We start from the raw sequence: 16,462 nt of genomic DNA, 5'->3' as shown, positions 1-16,462 counted from the left end.
GTGGATGCGTTGGGGCCGGACCGGGTCTGGTGTGTGATGATGCCGTCNAAATATACGTCCTCGGACAGTCTGGAAGACGCNAAAGCCTGCGCCGAGGCGCTGGGCGTNAANTATGACAGCATCAANATNGCCCCCGGCGTGGGNGCGATGGGCGAGATGCTGGCCGACCAGTTTGCCGGCACCAANCCGGACACGACCGAAGAGAACATCCAGTCGCGCCTGAGGGCGGTGACGCTGATGGCGCTGTCGAACAAGTTCGGCCATATGGTGGTGACGACGGGCAACAAGNNTGANATGGCGGTNGGCTATGCNACGCTNTATGGCGACATGTGCGGCGGCTANAATGCGCTGAAGGATTTCTACAAGACCGAAGTGTTCGANCTGGCCAAGTGGCGCAACACGANGGTGCCNCGCGGNGCGCTGGGCCCCGGCGGCGAAGTGATCCCGGAGCGNATCATCACCAAGCCGCCAAGCGCCGAACTGCGCGAAGACCAGCGCGATGATGACTCCCTGCCCCCTTATGACGTGCTGGATGACATTCTGCGCGGCCTGGTGGACGCGGAAGAGCCGATCGAGGCCATCCTCGCCCGCGGGCATGACCGGGCCGTGGTGAAACGGATCGAGCATCTGCTCTACATCGCGGAGTACAAGCGCCGTCAGGCCCCGCCCGGCGTGAAGGTNGGCGGCAAGAATTTCGGCCGCGACCGGCGCTATCCGATCACGAACCGGTTCCGGGATGACTAGGTTTCTCATCGGGAATTTCCGCTGGCTGCTGGCCGGGTTCCTGATGACGATGGGGTCTGCCTTCGGGCAAACCTATTTTGTGTCGCTCTCCAATTCTGCGCTGATCGAGCGGTTCGGCTTCAGCCACGGCTCACTGGGCCTTGTCTATGCGCTGGCCACCACGTCCAGCGCGCTGATCCTGCTGGAATTCGGCAAGATCGTNGACCGCGTGCGGGCGCGCANNGCGGCGATGATTACCGTTGCCGGACTGTCGCTGGCCTGCCTCGTCATGGCGGGGGTGCAGGGCCCGGTCATGCTGTTTGCGGCCTATTTGCTGCTGCGCCTGTTCGGCCAGGGCATGATGGGCCATGTGGCGATGACGGCGACCGGGCGGTGGTTNGAAGCGCGGCGCGGCATGGCGGTCAGNATTGTGTCTCTGGGCCATGCGGCGGGCATNGCCATCGTTCCGGCGGCGGCCGTGGCGCTGATCGCCCTGACCGGCGACCGGCTGGCCTGGACCCTGTCAGCCGCCGCGCTGGCGCTTGGCCTTGGCCCGGTGCTGTGGGGCCTGCTGGCGAAGGACCGCNTGCCGGAAGGCCAGGCAACNGANCTGACAGAGACNGAAAGTACGCGCCCTGCCCCGGCCAAACAAAGCTGGCGGCGACGGGAGGTCCTGCGCGCGCCGGTTTTCTGGGTGTTGATCCTGTGCGCGGTGAACCCGGCGGCCATGATGACAGCGCTGTTCTTCCATCAATTGCACCTGACCGATGTGAAGGGGTGGAGCGCAGGCCTGTTCGCNGCCACCTTTACCGCCTTTGCGCTGGCCCGGATCGTTGCCAGCCTGTTTGCAGGCGGACTGATCGACAGGTTCAGCGCCCGCGCCATGATGGCCGTCTATCAGCTGCCGATGGCCGCGGGCCTCGCGCTGCTCTGGCCGGTGGACGCTGTGTGGGTGGTTCCCGTGGCAATGGTGCTGATCGGGCTGACCGCAGGAACGGATTCCGCCCTTGCCGGCACGCTGATGCCGGAATTGTTCGGACTTCGATATCTGGGAGAGGTTCGCGCGCTGACCTTCGCCGCCATCGTGCTCGCCTCCGCGCTTTCCCCTTTGGTAACAGGATACCTGATTGACGCCGGTATCGCGTTTCCGGTCCAGCTGGCAGGCATGGCCGNGATCTCNGTCAGCGCAAGCATCATCCTGCTGGCCCTGCGAGGTCGGCTGAATGCCATCGCGATGGACGTTTACTCCAGAACGCCGGGCTCCAGCCCCTCATAGGCAAGGCGGTTGGCCTCGGCCTCGGCGCGAACCTGCTCAACGTCTTCAGGCGCAATGTCCCATGACTCGCCGTAGGCCAGCATGGGCGATGGCACCACCCCGTCGAGCTCTATCATCGCCGCATAGAGCAGCCAGGGCTGGCTGCCATCTGCGCAGGTGACACGCACCCACTGGTCTTCGACCGTGGGCATTGAACCGATATCGCTGACATCGCGCAACTCGGCCTCGTTGATCCCGTACTCGACGCCTTCAAACGACAAGACGGTGAACCCCTCGCCCAGATAGCGCAGGAAAGTCAGCTGGTCGCCCGCAGTCAGTTCAAGCTTGCGAATTTCGCCATCGGAAATGTATTCCACACTGGCATTCTGGTTGAGCGTTACCGGGAATGTCTTGGTCGCGACGAAGAAGCGAAGGTCGTCGCCCTCCACGCGCTCAGTGTTCCAGAGCTGGTAATTGGCGNATTGCGGCAGAGTGCAGCTGGCATCAGNCTCGCGATCGCCATTCGGTACGGTCCAGGCGGGCGCGCTGATACCTGCATCCAGAACGGCAAATCCGGCTGGATACTCCCCCGGCCAGCCCGCACTGACATACCAGGTGGAATCGTATCCTGACAGCTTCTGGTAATCGACATCATCGGCCGGCAGCGGCGCAGGCTCTTCTTCCAGCGCGCTGCTCAGTTCTGATGGTTCCGACGGCGCAGGTGCGGCGACGGGCGCCTCTGCTGGCGCGGCCTCACGCTCCTGTCCGCAGGCCGCAAGCAGGCCCGCTGCGATAAGAATACAGCCCAGTCTCATCTACCTCTCCTCGACGGCGACTCAGTTGCCCCTCGCACAATAGCACGCACATTAGCAAGAATGTGGCATCCCTCCCTTGGCTTTTTGCGCAATTTGATGTCGAAAGCACGCTTCAAAACAGGTTTTTTCCATGACTGCACCGATTGTTCGCTTTGCACCCTCCCCCACTGGCCGCTTGCACGTTGGCAATGTGCGCACGGCGCTGATCAACTGGCTGTTCGCCAAGGGGCAGCAGGGAAAGTTCATTCTGCGCATTGATGACACCGATACAGAACGCTCGACACAGGAATATGAGGACGGCATCCGCACCGACCTTGCCTGGCTGGGCCTGACCTGGGACGACAGCTTCAGCCAGTCTGACCGGTTCGCCGAATATGACGCCGCCGCAGACAAGTTGCGCGAGATGGGCCTGCTCTATCCCTGCTACGAGACGGCAGACGAACTGGACCGCAAGCGCAAGATCGCGCTGTCGCGTGGACGCCCGCCCGTNTATGACCGCGCGGCTCTGGCTCTGAGCGATGATGACAAGGCAAAGCTGGAAGCCGAGGGCCGCAGCCCNCACTGGCGCTTCAANCTCTCCGGCGAGCGGATCGAGTGGAATGATCTGGTGCGCGGCCCGCAAAGCATCGACACNTCCAGCCTGTCTGACCCGATCCTGATCCGCGAAGATGGCTCTTATCTCTATACGCTGCCCTCAGTCGTCGATGATATCGAGGCGAAGATTACCCATGTCGTCCGCGGCGAAGACCATGTGACGAATTCCGGCGCTCAGATCGAGATCTTCAAGGCGCTGGGTGGCACGGCGCCAGACATGGCGCACACTCCCCTCCTCATTGGCGCGGATGGCCAGGGCCTGTCGAAGCGTCTCGGCTCCCTCTCAATGGGGGAACTGCGCGCGCAAGGCTATGAGCCGATGGCCGTCTGCTCTCTGCTGGCCAAGATCGGCACGTCCGACAATGTCGAAGCGCGCGAAAGCCTGGAGCAGCTGGTCGCAGAATTCGATTTCGGCAAGATTGGNCGCGCACCCGCCCGCTTCGACGAAGCAGAGCTGTTGTCGCTGAACGCNGCNATTCTGCATGGCCTNCCNTTTGANGCTGTGAAAGNCCGCCTCGCCGCNGTGGACCCGCGCGCGGCGGACGANNCCTTCTGGAGCGTGGTGCGCGAGAANTGCTCTCTTCTGCCCGAAGTGGCNNGCTGGGNGGNGACTGTGTTCGGCGNCGTGACNTCACTGGTCGATGCGGAAGACAAGGNNTTNATTGCGACCGCCGCGAAACTGTTNCCCGANGGCGAATTGACGGGCGACAGCTGGAGCGCGTGGGCCAACGCCGTAAAAGCCGAAACCGGCCGCAAGGGTCGCGGCCTGTTCATGCCGCTGCGCAAGGCGCTGACCGGNCAGGAACACGGCCCAGACATGAGCGCGNTGTTGCCGTTAATCGGACGGGAGCGTGCATTGGTNCGGCTGCAGAGCTAGTCANTTTCCATAGCGAACCCAACGTGAACAAAGCGAATAGCGGGAGACTTTCAACACGAGAGTCCTGATTCCATTCTGATTTTGAAATTTTAGAACAAANTCGGAACTTTTTCCTTTCCAAAAAGTGAATATTCTGCTTATGTTCTCACATCGCCGGTCAGGCGGAGAACAGGTTNAGCACACAGTTTGATAAGGGGTTTCGGCATGTCGGGTTTGGTGATCAAGGGATGTGAGTACGATCCAGTCGAGTCGCGCGATGTCGTTTATGGCGACGGGTTCCGGATGGATCTGGAACAGGCGATTGCCCTGGTATCGACTGGNGTCGAATTCCGCGCCGCAGANCGCGACGGNTCGGCTGTCCCGGTGTCTATCGCCCGTAATGAGTATGACGAACTGATCCTGAAGACCGAGCCGACCGCCTATGCNGCCAACCCGCTCGGCGAGATCAGCGCCCCGCCCATCGTCCACCGCCGCTATCGCGCAGAAGCGCAAGCCCCGGTCCGCATTCATTCCGGTTACGCTGTCGCGGCCTAGTCACGCAGCGGCCCCTACCCTTTACATGTTCCCTGCCTGTCGCGCCTCCACACCNCTCTCCGGGCGCGCGGGTCTGGTCCGATTTCACCCATCGGACAGGGGGCAGCACACCAGCATGTGAAGGGTGGGGGTTACTCCGCCTCGAGATGAACCAGTACGTCACCTTCCGCGACCTGGTCTCCGGCAGCGGCCTCAACTGAAGCGACCACCCCGTCGCGCGGTGCGGACAGTGTGTGCTCCATTTTCATGGCTTCCATTACGGCCACAGGNTCACCCTTGGCCACCGNGTCGCCCGCCTTTACCTGAATAGACAAGAGCTTTCCGGGCATGGGCGCGCTGACGGAATCTCCGCCAAGTACCGCCTCGACGTCTGCATCATAATCCGGCACCTCAACCAGCACCGTGTCGCCACCTGTCGTCACAGCATACCGGCGCGGCGACAGATCTGTTACGAAAGGCAGCGGTGTTTCAGCCGCCACATCATGGTCCACCGGGTCGAACCAGTCCGCATCCGNNCCCACGGCCACAGCCGCCTTGCGGACNGGCGCTGCATTTGACCGAAAACCGTCGCGAATATCCCAGGGCATACCTGCGCCAGCATCATCAAGCTGAATATCACTGACCGCCAGCACTGAGGCGTGCTGATGNTCCGATGGCGAATGAGTCAGAGCGTCNCCCTGCTCGGCAATCCAGTTCACGTGATGTGTACCGTCCCGGAACGCATCAGACTGAGCGCAGCGGCGNAGGAAGCCGGTATTTGCCGGTACGCCGGACAATTGTGTATGGGTCAGCGTCTCCACCAACAGGTCCACCGCCTCATCACNGTCTCCACCCGACACGATCAGCTTGGCGATCATGGAGTCATAGTTCGACGGCACACGGTCACCGGTCTCAAACCCGGCATCCCAACGAATGGTCTCGCCATCAATCGGCTGCAGCAATCCAAATTCCAGGATCAAACCTGCACCCGGACGGAAACCGTCAGCCGGGTCTTCCGCGCAGACACGCGCCTCTATGGCGTGGCCAATCAAAGGGATCTGATCCTGTGCCAGAGGAAGNGGCTGACCGGACGCGACACGCAACTGCCATTCGACGAGATCTTGCCCCGTAATGCATTCCGTCACCGGATGCTCGACCTGAAGGCGGGTGTTCATTTCCAGGAACCAGAACGTATCTACCGCCAGCGGTTTCGATCCGTCCACGATGAACTCCACCGTACCGGCNCCCTGATAGCCNACCGCCNTGGCCAGCTTGACCGCTGCATCCGTCATCGCCGCGCGTACGTCTTCCGGCATGCCCGGTGCGGGCGCTTCTTCGATGACTTTCTGGCGGCGGCGCTGAAGCGAGCAATCGCGCTCATAGAGGTGGACGACATTGCCCTGTGCATCGCCGAACACCTGTACCTCGATGTGGCGCGGCTGCTGGACCAGTTTCTCCAGCATCACCCGGCCATCACCAAAGGCGCTTTCCGCCTCGCGCACCGCGCTTTCCAGTTCGGCTTTCAATTGGCCCGGCTCGCTGACAAGGCGGATCCCGCGACCGCCGCCGCCCGCCACGGCCTTGATAAGCAATGGAAACCCGATGTTTTGGGCAGCCTCGGCGAGCGTTTCCAGATCCTGCCCCTCCCCGCGATACCCGGGCAGCACGGGAACACCTGCTTCTTCGGCAATACGCTTTGCCTCATCCTTTGGCCCCATGGACCGGATCGCCTTGGCCGACGGCCCGACCCAGATCAGGCCTGCGTTCTCCACCGCTTCCGCAAAATCAGCATTCTCGGACAGGAAACCATAGCCGGGATGAATCGCATCCGCGCCTGTGGCCTTGGCTGCGGCAAGGATAGCCTCCCCATTCAGGTAGCTTTCTGTGGCCGGAGCAGGTCCGATATGAACAGACTCGTCCGATTCGCGAACATGTTTTGCGCGGGCATCGGCGTCGGAATAAACGGCCACGGTTTGTATGCCGAGGTCCCGGCAAGTGGCCATGATGCGACAGGCGATTTCGCCGCGATTGGCAATCAGGAGCTTTTTCAACATGGGAGAAGCAAGACCCGATTTTGTCGACAAAGACAAGCATCAGGGCTCTGCTATGGAAGGTCAAACTGTATGAAATACCCGGCCCTTATGCTGTCAGCACTGCTGGTGATACTGCCCGCAAACGCAGAATTTCTGGATGTCGACCCGGTGATGAATGCGTTCGCCCAACAATGCGATGAGGCGCTTCCGGGAATGGAGCCTGCCTGCGGCTGTATCACGGCAAATGTCAGAAACTGGGTGAGCCGCACAGATGCTGGCGACCAGCAGGTTCGTCTTTGGATGCTGATGAGCGACGCCTTGCGAGGAAACGTGCCGGACGAGCAAATCTATGAGCGCGCCTCAGTCGCCGGAGTTAGCCGAGAGGCCTTGAGCGCGGCGGAGATCAAGTATTTTGACGTGGTCGACGATCTTTTCATGGCCTGCGCGTCCCAGATGACAGCGAGCGCTGACTAGCCTGCCCGCTGCGATGGACGCACGCCACCAGAACAAAACTGATGATCATCAGCAAATACCATGCACCGAGCTTGGATAGGGAAACCGGATGCCAGCCTTCAGTCTGGCCGGGATAGGCCCAGGCGCGGGTGAATGTGCCAATATTCTCCGCAAACCAGATGAACAATGCCACCAATATGAAGCCGATTACGAGCGGCATCGGCCTATGCGCTTCATCGGCGCGAAACCAGACCACGCAAGGGCCGTAAACCATCGCCGTGGCCGCAAACAGTCCGATTCGGATATCCGGCAGCCAGTGATGCGCGAAGAAGTTCACATAGATGGCTGTGGCAAGGGCAGCCTGAATCCAGAGTGGCGGGAATCGGTCGAACCTGAACTCGAACAGTCGCCAGACTCGCGCGAGATATGAGCCGACTGCTGCATACATGAAACCCGTGAAAAGCGGCACGCCCGCGATGCGCAGCAAGCTGTCTTCAGGATAGATCCAGCTGCCATGCGCCGTCTTGAACAATTCCATCACCGTTCCGACGATGTGGAAGACGAGGATGACCTTTGCCTCCTCCCAAGTCTCCAATCCGGTCCAGAGCATGCTGACCTGTATCACGATCGCCCCTAGAACAAGGAAATCATACCGACTGAGCATCGCCGTTTCAGGATACCAAAGAAAGGTGGCCAGGAGCAGGCCAAGCATGAGACCGCCAAACAGGCAGGCCCACCCCTGCTTGATGCCAAAGGCGACGAATTCGAACACAGCCTGCGACACGGGCCCGCGCACGTATCGCGCATGCAGCGCCGCCCGCGCATCATGAAGACGAATTTGCAAACGAGTCGAATTGGGGGGCGGCATGGTCATCCACATGTCTATCCGGTCCAAACACGGCGCAAACGAGGTGCAAGCCCGGCCACGAGGGGGCGATTGCCCGTCCAAATTCCGCCTTTGACAGCCCGGCGAGCTATCGTAAGGGTTAACGCAGGTAAACCACGGGAGTATCTTATGGCCTATGCTTCAGGGATCAGGATCAGCAGTGTTGCGGGCATAATCGGCGCAGGTGTCGGCGGTTACATCGGCTTCACTCAGGCCGCAGATGTCAGCAATCTCAGCCCCGTGGCAGGCTCACTGATCCTTGGTGCCATTGGCTTTGTCGCCGGCAGCGCAGGCGCCTTCATCCTGAAATCCCTGATGCAGTTCGTGATCTATATCATCCTGTTCGGAATTGTGGCCTACGTCTTCCAGAATCAGATTGAGGCAATGACCGGGATCAACCCGGTCGACGCAACGATTCACGTGTTGAGAGACTGGGGCCTCCCCGTCTGAGGAGAGCCTACTTCCCCCAGCTAGGCGGACGCTTGTCCAGGAAGGCGGCGATACCTTCCTTGCCCTCTTCTGAAGCACGGCGAGCCGCGATCCGCTTTGACGTATCGTGGCTGAGGTCCTTGTCGATGAACACACCCGACACGTCCCGCACCAGCGCCTTGCTGTCGGCAACAGCGCCCGGCGCAGCGGCAAAGACCAGATCTGCGAGGTGCTCCTCCATCGCCGTCATGTCTGCTTCGGTTTCGACGACATACTGCACGAGCCCGAGCCGCTCGGCATAGTCGGCATCGAACGTTTCCGCCGTGGTGAATAGTGCTTTCGCCCAGCGTGGACCAATCGCTTCAATGACGTAGGGACTGATCGTGGCAGGGGTCAGGCCGAGACGCACCTCTGAAAACCGGAACTTCGTACCCTTCATGGCGACAGCCACGTCACACGCCGCCACAAGGCCCGCGCCGCCGCCCATCGCGGCCCCCTGGACCAACGCCAATGTCATCTGCGGCATCTCGTAAAGCGCCCGTAGCATCTCGGCCAAATTCATGGCATCGCGTTCGTTATCGTCGCGCGTGTGCGTTGCCGCCAGCTTCATCCAATTCAGGTCTGCGCCAGCGGAAAAGCTCTTTCCCGCCCCGCGCAGGATCATCATCCGGATCGTTCGCTGGTCTGCAATCGTGTGAAAGGCATCTGTCAGCTCCGCAATCAGCTCCGCGTTGAATGCGTTGTGCACATCCGGGCGGTTCAGTGTAACGACGGCGAGGCCCTCCTGCGTCGCTTCAAGCGTGATGAGATCGTATTCGGAATCGCGCATGGGATCATTCCTGTTCAGTGTATTCTGCCACCTTGCGGTAGTGGCTGGACGGGCGCAAGGCGCGCCGTTCGACAAGATGCCACAGCGCATAGCTGGCGGCGATCACCAGCGCGGCGGAGAGCATGAATCCGGCCGCATATCCCAACGAGGCGAACACACCGAGCGCCACCAAAGCCTGTAGTATGGGAAAATGCGTGATGTAGACGCCATAGCTGATGTCGCCAAAACGAGCCGCATTCAAGGCCGGGCCCGGCAGGAAAGCGATGCAAGCTATCAAGCCCGTCAGCCCCGCCGCGCGCAGCGGCTCCAACCAGGGATGCGCGAATGAAAGAGCGGTTACGAGGAATCCCAGCACGCCGAACCAAAGTGGCTTCGCCTTTGCGGTACCCCACATCTGCCAAAGCGCAATACCACTGGCAAAGAAGGCCATCTGGCCTGGCAACTGACGCGCAAGCATGGGCGCATCGGGATGATCCAGCATGACCGGCACAAGCTGGCGCCACGCCTCTCCCGCCGCATAAATTCCGATCAGAAACAGCCATTTTGCCCGTCCGAACAATCTGAGCAGCCAACCAATGACCGGAAGGCAGATATAAAACATCCCCTCGATCTTCAGCGTCCAAAGCGCGCCGTTCGCTTCCGTGAAGCGGTTGCCTTCAAACACGCCCGNCAAGTCNGGCGACAGGAAATTCAGGAAAACCAGATTGGCCGCGATGTACTCGCCGACGCCNCGNACGTCTCCGCCCATCAGCAAACAGATGATTGCTGGGATCAAGACAACGACCAGATAGGCCGGATANAGNCTTCGCNCCCGCTTTCCCGCATAGTCCGCAAGACCTTGGGATCGCACCAGAGATCCCGCCACCAAAGCGCCGGACACGATGAANAAGCCTTGAATGGCGATTTCTGCGAGCTGGCCCCATCCTGCCTCCAACCCACTCATTGGCGCGAGCGATGACAAAACNATGGCGTGGTAGACAAATACCGTCGAGGCNAGCNCCAGACGGATGAGATCAAACCTGTTCGCCGTGGACGAGTGCGCTTCAGACATCGCGCGTGTTTACCGTATCGGCCTCAAATGAAAAGGGGTCCGCAGGACCGGCGGACCCCTTCAGCANCTGCCTGATGGCTTCCCTACCGAGCGGGTTGGGNCGCCGTCATGACAGCGCTGTCTTCGGACCGTCCCCGCCAGGCAGCAAGGGCGTCTGCCAGTTCTTCTTCGGACACGGTACCATTCGAGTTCAGGTCAAGCTTGGTGAACCGGGCCTTCGCCTCTGCCTCGCTGGCCGCGCCTGCGTTGGCATGATGGCTCACAAACTCGTCCTCACTGATCAGGCCATCATCATCCAGATCCAACTGCGAGAAGTCGGGCATTTCGCCCGCATGGCCCATCAGGGCCGTCATCATGGCGGCTGTCACGAGAAAGCTGCTGCGTCTGATCATATTCGAACTCCTTCTCACTTCAGGTGTCGCAGGGGACCGCGACAGAGACGAAGGTACGCGAAATGGNNGGTAATGATGCGTGAAAAGACGTTCACGACGAAGATGTAATGAAAGCCGTCAAACNGCTTCGCCACCNATCTCCTTCATGAAAGTCATCCAGGATTCGATCTTCGACTCTGTCAGCGCGCCCACACTGCCAATGATGGTGTGATGCATCGGCTTGAAGCCGGACAGGCCAAGCACACCGCGCTCCAGAGCTTTCAAGAGCNCCNGCATCCATTCCGAAACGGTACATCAAATCCGGCATGCCCATTGTGATGATGATCCTCGCAGACTTACCCTTCATCATGCGCTCGGGCCACTCATGGTCAGACTGGCCTGGCTTCAGAAAGAAGCCCGCACGCGCTGCCTGTTCCAGAAACGCCTTCAGCCGGGCCGGCATGCCGCCCATCCAGAGCGGAAAGGCGATGACGAGATGGTCCGCAACGCCGATCTGCTCCCGCAAACTCAGAATGGGCTCAGGCGGAGGTGTATCGAACTCGTCCTGAGAGTTCAGGAAGGGCACTTCCATACCGCCAACGTTGATGCGCGACACTTGATGCCCCTCCTCCACCGCACCGGTTTCGTATGCATTGCAAAGCGCATGGATAAGATGGTCCGGATTTGCATCCGGATGGCCGTCAATGATGCAGATTTTCTTGGACACGGGTCAGCCTCCTGTCGGGAACAAGAACTGTTTACCACGCGTGGCGATGCGGCCTTATACGTAGGATTACTACTGACAATTTCACGTCAGAAAACTTGTGTCGCTCGATTGGCGAAGGGAGTCTCTTGCCCCATCGAACTGATCAAACACTTCCAACTGCTCAGCTGTGTAGTGCTTTGAAAGAGTACGGCTCAATTGGCGCGCCGTAAATGTGGTACGCTCATACGCTTTCCAAAAGCGTTCACCTCTTCGCGCAGCAGAGGTGAAGATGGCTCCGAACTCCTGCAATGCGACTTCATATGATGTGAAATACTGATCGAGCTTCTCGGGCAGTTTGTCTTTAGAAGTTACCATCGTGCGCAACGTGCCGACTCGTTCTACAAGTAGCTCNATCATCCACACCTCGCGGTTGCCGCCTTCTTGGGTCCAATTTCGTGTAGCAAAATTGAAAAGCCGCCGTTGAATCGTGATGATCTCTTTCACAACAGCGCGACGCTCGCGTTTTCCNATCTCGTGTCGAGAGAAGACGGCGCCTATCAGAGTAAAGAGTATTGCAAGCGTGAGTTCCCAAGCATAGGGACCTATCGAAGTGACTAGCTCGCTATACTTGCTCATGTCTACATCCGGAACACGCCGAACCCCCTGTCCGGGAACGGAGCATTGAGGCTGGCTGACAGGGCGAGGCCAAGGACACGGCGGGNATCAGCCGGGTCGATGATGCCATCATCCCAGAGGCGCGCCGTGGAGAAGTAGGGAGAGCCTTCGGCCTCGTAGAGGTCGCGGATCGGNTGTTTGAAACTGTCCTCTTCCTCGGCGGACCATTCACCACCCTTGCGCTCGATGCCGTCGCGCTTGACCGTGGCCAGAACGCTGGCCGCCTGTTCGCCGCCCATGACGGAGATGCGCGAGTTCGGCCACATGAACAGNAAGCGTGGGCTGTAGGCCCGACCGCACATNCCGTAATTGCCGGCTCCAAAACTGCCGCCGGTCACCACGGTAAATTTCGGCACGCTGGCTGTNGCCACAGCNGTGACCATCTTGGCACCATCCTTGGCAATGCCGCCCGCCTCGTANTTCGAACCGACCATGAAGCCGGTAATGTTNTGCAGGAAGACCAGCGGAATGCGACGCTGGTCCGCCAGTTCGATGAAGTGCGCGGCCTTTTGCGCGCTTTCCGAGAACAGGATGCCGTTATTGGCCAGAATTGCCACCGGCATGCCATAAAGCCGCGCAAAGCCGCAGACCAGCGTCTCGCCATAAAGTTTCTTGAACTCATGGAATTCGGAGCCATCGACAAGACGAGCGATCACTTCACGGGCATCGTAAGGCTCCCGCACATCCTGTGGTACCAGGCCATGCAACTCCGCAGGGTCATAAAGAGGCTCTGCCGGATCGGTAAGATCAAAGGGCTGCGGTTTCGGCTTTGCCAGTGTGCGGACAATGGACCGGACAATAGCAAGCGCATGGGAGTCATGAGCTGCATAATGGTCTGCCACGCCGGACTGGCGCGTATGCACATCCGCGCCGCCAAGGTCTTCGGCGGAGATTACCTCCCCCGTCGCAGCCTTCACCAGCGGCGGGCCGCCAAGGAAGATCGTGCCCTGCTTGCGCACGATGATTGTTTCATCCGACATAGCCGGTACATACGCGCCACCCGCCGTACAGCTTCCCATCACAGAGGCGATCTGGGGGATGCCCTTCGCACTCATCTGAGCCTGATTGTAGAAGATGCGCCCGAAATGCTCTCGATCCGGGAAAACTTCCGACTGGTGCGGCAGGTTCGCGCCACCAGAATCGACCAGATAGATGCACGGCAAATGGTTCTCCAGNGCGACTTCCTGCGCGCGGAGGTGTTTCTTTACCGTCATCGGAAAATACGCGCCGCCCTTNACCGTCGCATCATTGCANACGATCAGNCANTCGCGCCCCTCGACCCGNCCAACACCCGTGATCAGGCCCGCGCCGGGGGCTTCATTGTCATACATCCCATTCGCGGCCAGCGCGCCAATCTCCAGGAATGCAGAGCCCGGATCCAGCAAACGTTCGACNCGTTCGCGCGGCAACAATTTGCCCCGGTCGANATGGCGCTGGCGGGATGCTTCAGGTCCCCCGAGGGATGCTTCGAACGTCTTCTCACGCAGTTCGGCAAGAAGCGTCTCCATCGCGGCCTTGTTGGCGGCAAATTTGCTTCCCGAAACATCTAGGCTGGATTTCAGAACCGGCATAAAGCCTCCCACTGGAATTTTGTGCCTGCTTAGCGGCGTGCGGCGCGCGTGTCACGCGGACGTCATGCGAATTTGAAACACACAGGATGATCGAAAGGCTATGAAAAGGGAATCGAAATGGGCATGTTCACCAACATGGGCTTCGATATCACTCCCCGCCTCAGGGCCATTGAATTCCTGAAAGATGTGCCTCGCCGCGCCATGCGGGCCGCGGGCAAGGAAGCCAAATGGTTTTCCATCCCTGCCGGCAAGCCGCTTTACCTGGCCGGCGAAGCTGCCGACACGCTCTATTTTGTCCTGTCGGGCACGCTGGGCATCTTCCGCGAAGGCCCGCACGCCAAGACCGAATTCATTGGTCATATTCGCTCTGGCGAACCNGCAGGTGAAATGTCGCTATTCCTGGGCGGCGTCGACCTGACCGGTGATGGCCAGCCAAATGANGCGCCACATACCAGCTCGGTTTANGCGCTGCGCGACACTGAGGTGGTCGGTGTGTCTCGCAAGGGATGGGACCGAATGGTCCGCGCCGAGCCGGAATTGCTGGAATCCATGATTCGCGTGATCCTGCAGCGGCTTGGCAAATCCGGTGACCGCGTGGCGAGCGCTGCGCCGAAAGTCTACACGCTGGTGGCCACCTCCCCGACGATCGACCTGAAGCTGCGGGCACGCTCACTCAAACAGGCCCTGGAGAGGCTTGGCCGAAAAGCCATCATTGTTGATGAGTCTATGGGGGATGAGCGCCCAGCCGCCTATTTTGACGAGCTTGAACGCACGCATGATGTCGTGATCCTGATCTCGGCCATTGGGGACAATGCCTGGTTCCGGCTCTCCATGCGTCAGGCGGATCGGATCTGGGTCGTTGGCCGCGCCGATGCCCGACCGTCCAACCCATTGATGCCGGATGATGAGTCTCCGGCGCGAGCACTGAAGCTGGTCGANGTCGTGTTGCTGCATCATGGCGACCAGCGTCGCGGTGCGAAGCCCGCCGAATGGGTCGCCGCGTCCGGCGCGACCCGCGTATTCCACTGGAACCAGGTCGAGGGGAATGATTGCGANAGGCTCGCCCGCATTATGGCTGGCGTCTCGGTCGGTTTGATCCTGTCTGGCGGCGGCGCGCGCGCCTATTCCCATATTGGTGTTGTGAAAGCGATGCGGGAAATGGGTATCCCGATCGACTTCACGGGTGGCGCCTCAATGGGGTCTGTCGTGGCCGCCTGCGTCGCCATGGGGTGGAGTGATGCTGAAATCGAACTCCGCATCCGGAAAGCATTCGTGGAGAGCAACCCGCTCGGCGATTACCATCTGCCGGTGGTCGGCATGGTCAAAGGTGCGCGGGTGAATGCGCGTCTGAAAGAACATTTTGGCGAAGCAGAAATCGGGGACCTGCACCTGCCTTTCTTCTGTACCTCAACCAATCTCACCAGCGGCGCCACGCGCATCCATCGCGAGGGTTTACTGCGTCATGCCCTTCGCGCCACTATCTCCCTGCCCGGCATTCTTCCACCGGTCGTGGATGGGCAAGACCTGCTGGTGGATGGCGCGGTGCTGAACAATTTTCCGGCGGACATCATGCGTGACATGCATCGTGGGTTTGTCATCGGGTCCGACGTGACTCGCCAGCCGGAGAACATGGATCTCGCTGAATTCCGAGACCCACCGGGCTTTTTCCGCTGGGTGTTCAACAATGGCTTCTCCAGCCCGCCCCCAATTGCAGGCCTGTTGATGCGCACGGCCACAATCCGCGCAGACACGAAATTCGGCCATGACATGGCCGATGTTCTTGTCCTGCCACAACTGGCCGATGTGCAATTGCGCGACTGGGACGCATATGATGAAACCGTCGAGGCTGGCTATGTCGCCACGATGAAAGCCTTCGAAGGCAAGAAAATCAAGGAATTGTGCTGCCCAGCTTAAGCCGTTTCGCCGAAAAGCTCCCGGCCAATCAACCAACGGCGGATTTCCGACGTCCCTGCCCCGATCTCGTAGAGCTTGGCATCGCGAAGCAGACGTCCGGTCGGGTATTCATTGATATAGCCATTGCCGCCCAGAATCTGGATCGCATCAAGCGCCAATTTGGTGGCGGTTTCGGCCGCATACAGAATGGCGCCAGCGGCATCCTTGCGGGTCGTCTCGCCCCGGTCACAGGCTTTGGCCACGGCATAGACGTACGCTTTCGCCGCGTTCATCTGAACATACATGTCCGCCACCTTGCCCTGGATCAGCTGGAACTCGCCAATCGATTGACCGAACTGTTTCCGGTCATGGATGTACGGGACCACGACATCCATGCAGGCTTGCATGATGCCGGTCGGGCCAGCAGACAGCACCGCGCGCTCGTAATCCAGGCCGCTCATCAAAACGCCAACGCCGCCATTCAGCGGGCCCATGACGTTTTCCTCCGGCACTTCGCAATTATCGAAAACCAACTCGCCTGTTTCCGATCCGCGCATGCCGAGTTTGTCCAGCTTCTGCGCCACGGAGAACCCCTGGAAATCCCGTTCAATCAGGAAGGCGGTGATGCCGCGCGATCCGGCCTCGCTGTCGGTCTTGGCATAAACCACCAGCGTATCGGCATAGGGTGCGTTGGTGATCCAGAACTTGGTGCCGTTGAGCTTGTAGCCGCCCTCGACAGCTTCGGCCTTGAGCTTCATCGACACGACGTCCGACCCGGCGCTCGCCTC

At 60.1% G+C, this 16,462-nt stretch carries 14 protein-coding genes; 6 read left to right on the top strand and 8 right to left on the bottom strand.

Translation table 11 applies throughout. The features are described from left to right. From nadE to gltX, 3 genes are all read left to right on the top strand, one after another. Positions 1 to 744 (top strand): NAD(+) synthase (gene nadE, locus CBB91_RS13920; RefSeq protein ID WP_273014772.1); only part of this gene is annotated, 744 nt, incomplete at its 5' end. Beyond that, positions 737 to 1,999: an MFS transporter gene (locus tag CBB91_RS13915; RefSeq protein WP_273014770.1), complete on the top strand. Its 1,263-nt coding sequence runs from the start codon at positions 737 to 739 to the stop codon at positions 1,997 to 1,999. The genes nadE and CBB91_RS13915, both read left to right, overlap by 8 nt. A gap of 924 nt (positions 2,000 to 2,923) precedes the next feature. Further along, positions 2,924 to 4,264 carry a glutamate--tRNA ligase gene (gltX, locus tag CBB91_RS13910; RefSeq protein ID WP_273014769.1) on the top strand — a complete coding sequence of 447 codons (1,341 nt, stop codon included), beginning with the start codon at positions 2,924 to 2,926 and terminating at the stop codon, positions 4,262 to 4,264. 665 nt (positions 4,265 to 4,929) lie between these two features. On the opposite strand, the gene CBB91_RS13905 is transcribed toward gltX, so the two are convergent. After that, positions 4,930 to 6,831 (bottom strand): biotin carboxylase N-terminal domain-containing protein, encoded by a 1,902-nt coding sequence (locus tag CBB91_RS13905; protein WP_273014767.1) that lies wholly within the window; start codon positions 6,829 to 6,831, stop codon positions 4,930 to 4,932. 69 nt (positions 6,832 to 6,900) lie between these two features. Here CBB91_RS13905 and CBB91_RS13900 point away from each other — a divergent pair, with 69 nt between their 5' ends. Beyond that, complete coding sequence (locus CBB91_RS13900) at positions 6,901 to 7,284, top strand: hypothetical protein (RefSeq protein ID WP_273014766.1); 384 nt, start codon at positions 6,901 to 6,903, stop codon at positions 7,282 to 7,284. Here the strand turns inward: CBB91_RS13900 and CBB91_RS13895 are convergent. Continuing rightward, entirely contained in the window at positions 7,244 to 8,137 is an 894-nt protein-coding gene (locus tag CBB91_RS13895) for a DUF817 domain-containing protein (RefSeq protein WP_273014764.1), read from the bottom strand. The genes CBB91_RS13900 and CBB91_RS13895 overlap by 41 nt on opposite strands. 141 nt (positions 8,138 to 8,278) lie before the next feature. Between CBB91_RS13895 and CBB91_RS13890 the strand changes: the two genes are divergently transcribed. Then, entirely contained in the window at positions 8,279 to 8,599 is a 321-nt protein-coding gene (locus CBB91_RS13890) for a hypothetical protein (protein ID WP_035550757.1), read from the top strand. Between the two features lie 7 nt (positions 8,600 to 8,606). On the opposite strand, the gene CBB91_RS13885 is transcribed toward CBB91_RS13890, so the two are convergent. The 5 genes from CBB91_RS13885 to CBB91_RS13865 all read right to left on the bottom strand — a co-directional run bounded on the left by CBB91_RS13885 (position 8,607) and on the right by CBB91_RS13865 (position 13,781). Continuing rightward, positions 8,607 to 9,407 carry an enoyl-CoA hydratase-related protein gene (locus tag CBB91_RS13885; protein ID WP_273014762.1) on the bottom strand — a complete coding sequence of 267 codons (801 nt, stop codon included), beginning with the start codon at positions 9,405 to 9,407 and terminating at the stop codon, positions 8,607 to 8,609. A 4-nt stretch (positions 9,408 to 9,411) separates the two neighbouring features. Then, positions 9,412 to 10,458 (bottom strand): acyltransferase, encoded by a 1,047-nt coding sequence (locus tag CBB91_RS13880; protein ID WP_273014761.1) that lies wholly within the window; start codon positions 10,456 to 10,458, stop codon positions 9,412 to 9,414. Positions 10,459 to 10,541: 83 nt separating this feature from the next. Beyond that, positions 10,542 to 10,850, bottom strand: a complete 309-nt coding sequence (locus CBB91_RS13875; protein ID WP_273014759.1) for an EF-hand domain-containing protein — start codon at positions 10,848 to 10,850, stop codon at positions 10,542 to 10,544. 91 nt (positions 10,851 to 10,941) lie between these two features. Continuing rightward, positions 10,942 to 11,556, bottom strand: coding sequence for an NAD(P)H-dependent oxidoreductase (locus tag CBB91_RS13870; RefSeq protein ID WP_273014757.1), 615 nt, complete (start codon positions 11,554 to 11,556; stop codon positions 10,942 to 10,944). Between the two features lie 617 nt (positions 11,557 to 12,173). Next, positions 12,174 to 13,781 carry a carboxyl transferase domain-containing protein gene (locus tag CBB91_RS13865; RefSeq protein ID WP_273014756.1) on the bottom strand — a complete coding sequence of 536 codons (1,608 nt, stop codon included), beginning with the start codon at positions 13,779 to 13,781 and terminating at the stop codon, positions 12,174 to 12,176. A gap of 117 nt (positions 13,782 to 13,898) precedes the next feature. Here CBB91_RS13865 and CBB91_RS13860 point away from each other — a divergent pair, with 117 nt between their 5' ends. Continuing rightward, on the top strand, positions 13,899 to 15,695 hold the full coding sequence (locus tag CBB91_RS13860; protein ID WP_273014754.1) for a patatin-like phospholipase family protein: 1,797 nt from the start codon (positions 13,899 to 13,901) through the stop codon (positions 15,693 to 15,695). Here CBB91_RS13860 and CBB91_RS13855 read toward each other — a convergent pair. After that, the coding region (locus CBB91_RS13855) for an acyl-CoA dehydrogenase family protein (RefSeq protein WP_273014752.1) at positions 15,692 to 16,462 on the bottom strand (771 nt) is incomplete at its 5' end. The two genes, CBB91_RS13860 and CBB91_RS13855, sit on opposite strands and share 4 nt — an antisense overlap.

It is taken from the genome of Hyphomonas sp. TMED31, assembly GCF_002172815.1.
GTDB lineage: Bacteria > Pseudomonadota > Alphaproteobacteria > Caulobacterales > Hyphomonadaceae > Hyphomonas > Hyphomonas atlantica.
This window is presented reverse-complemented; position numbering and strand designations above follow the sequence as displayed.

Excerpts from the sequence above, each read along its gene's own strand:
- CBB91_RS13900 (WP_273014766.1), top strand. The coding sequence starts at position 6,901 with ATGAAATACCCGGCCCTTATGCTGTCAGCACTGCTGGTGATACTGCCC.
- CBB91_RS13895 (WP_273014764.1), bottom strand. The coding sequence starts at position 8,137 with ATGACCATGCCGCCCCCCAATTCGACTCGTTTGCAAATTCGTCTTCAT.
- CBB91_RS13890 (WP_035550757.1), top strand. The coding sequence starts at position 8,279 with ATGGCCTATGCTTCAGGGATCAGGATCAGCAGTGTTGCGGGCATAATC.
- CBB91_RS13885 (WP_273014762.1), bottom strand. The coding sequence starts at position 9,407 with ATGCGCGATTCCGAATACGATCTCATCACGCTTGAAGCGACGCAGGAG.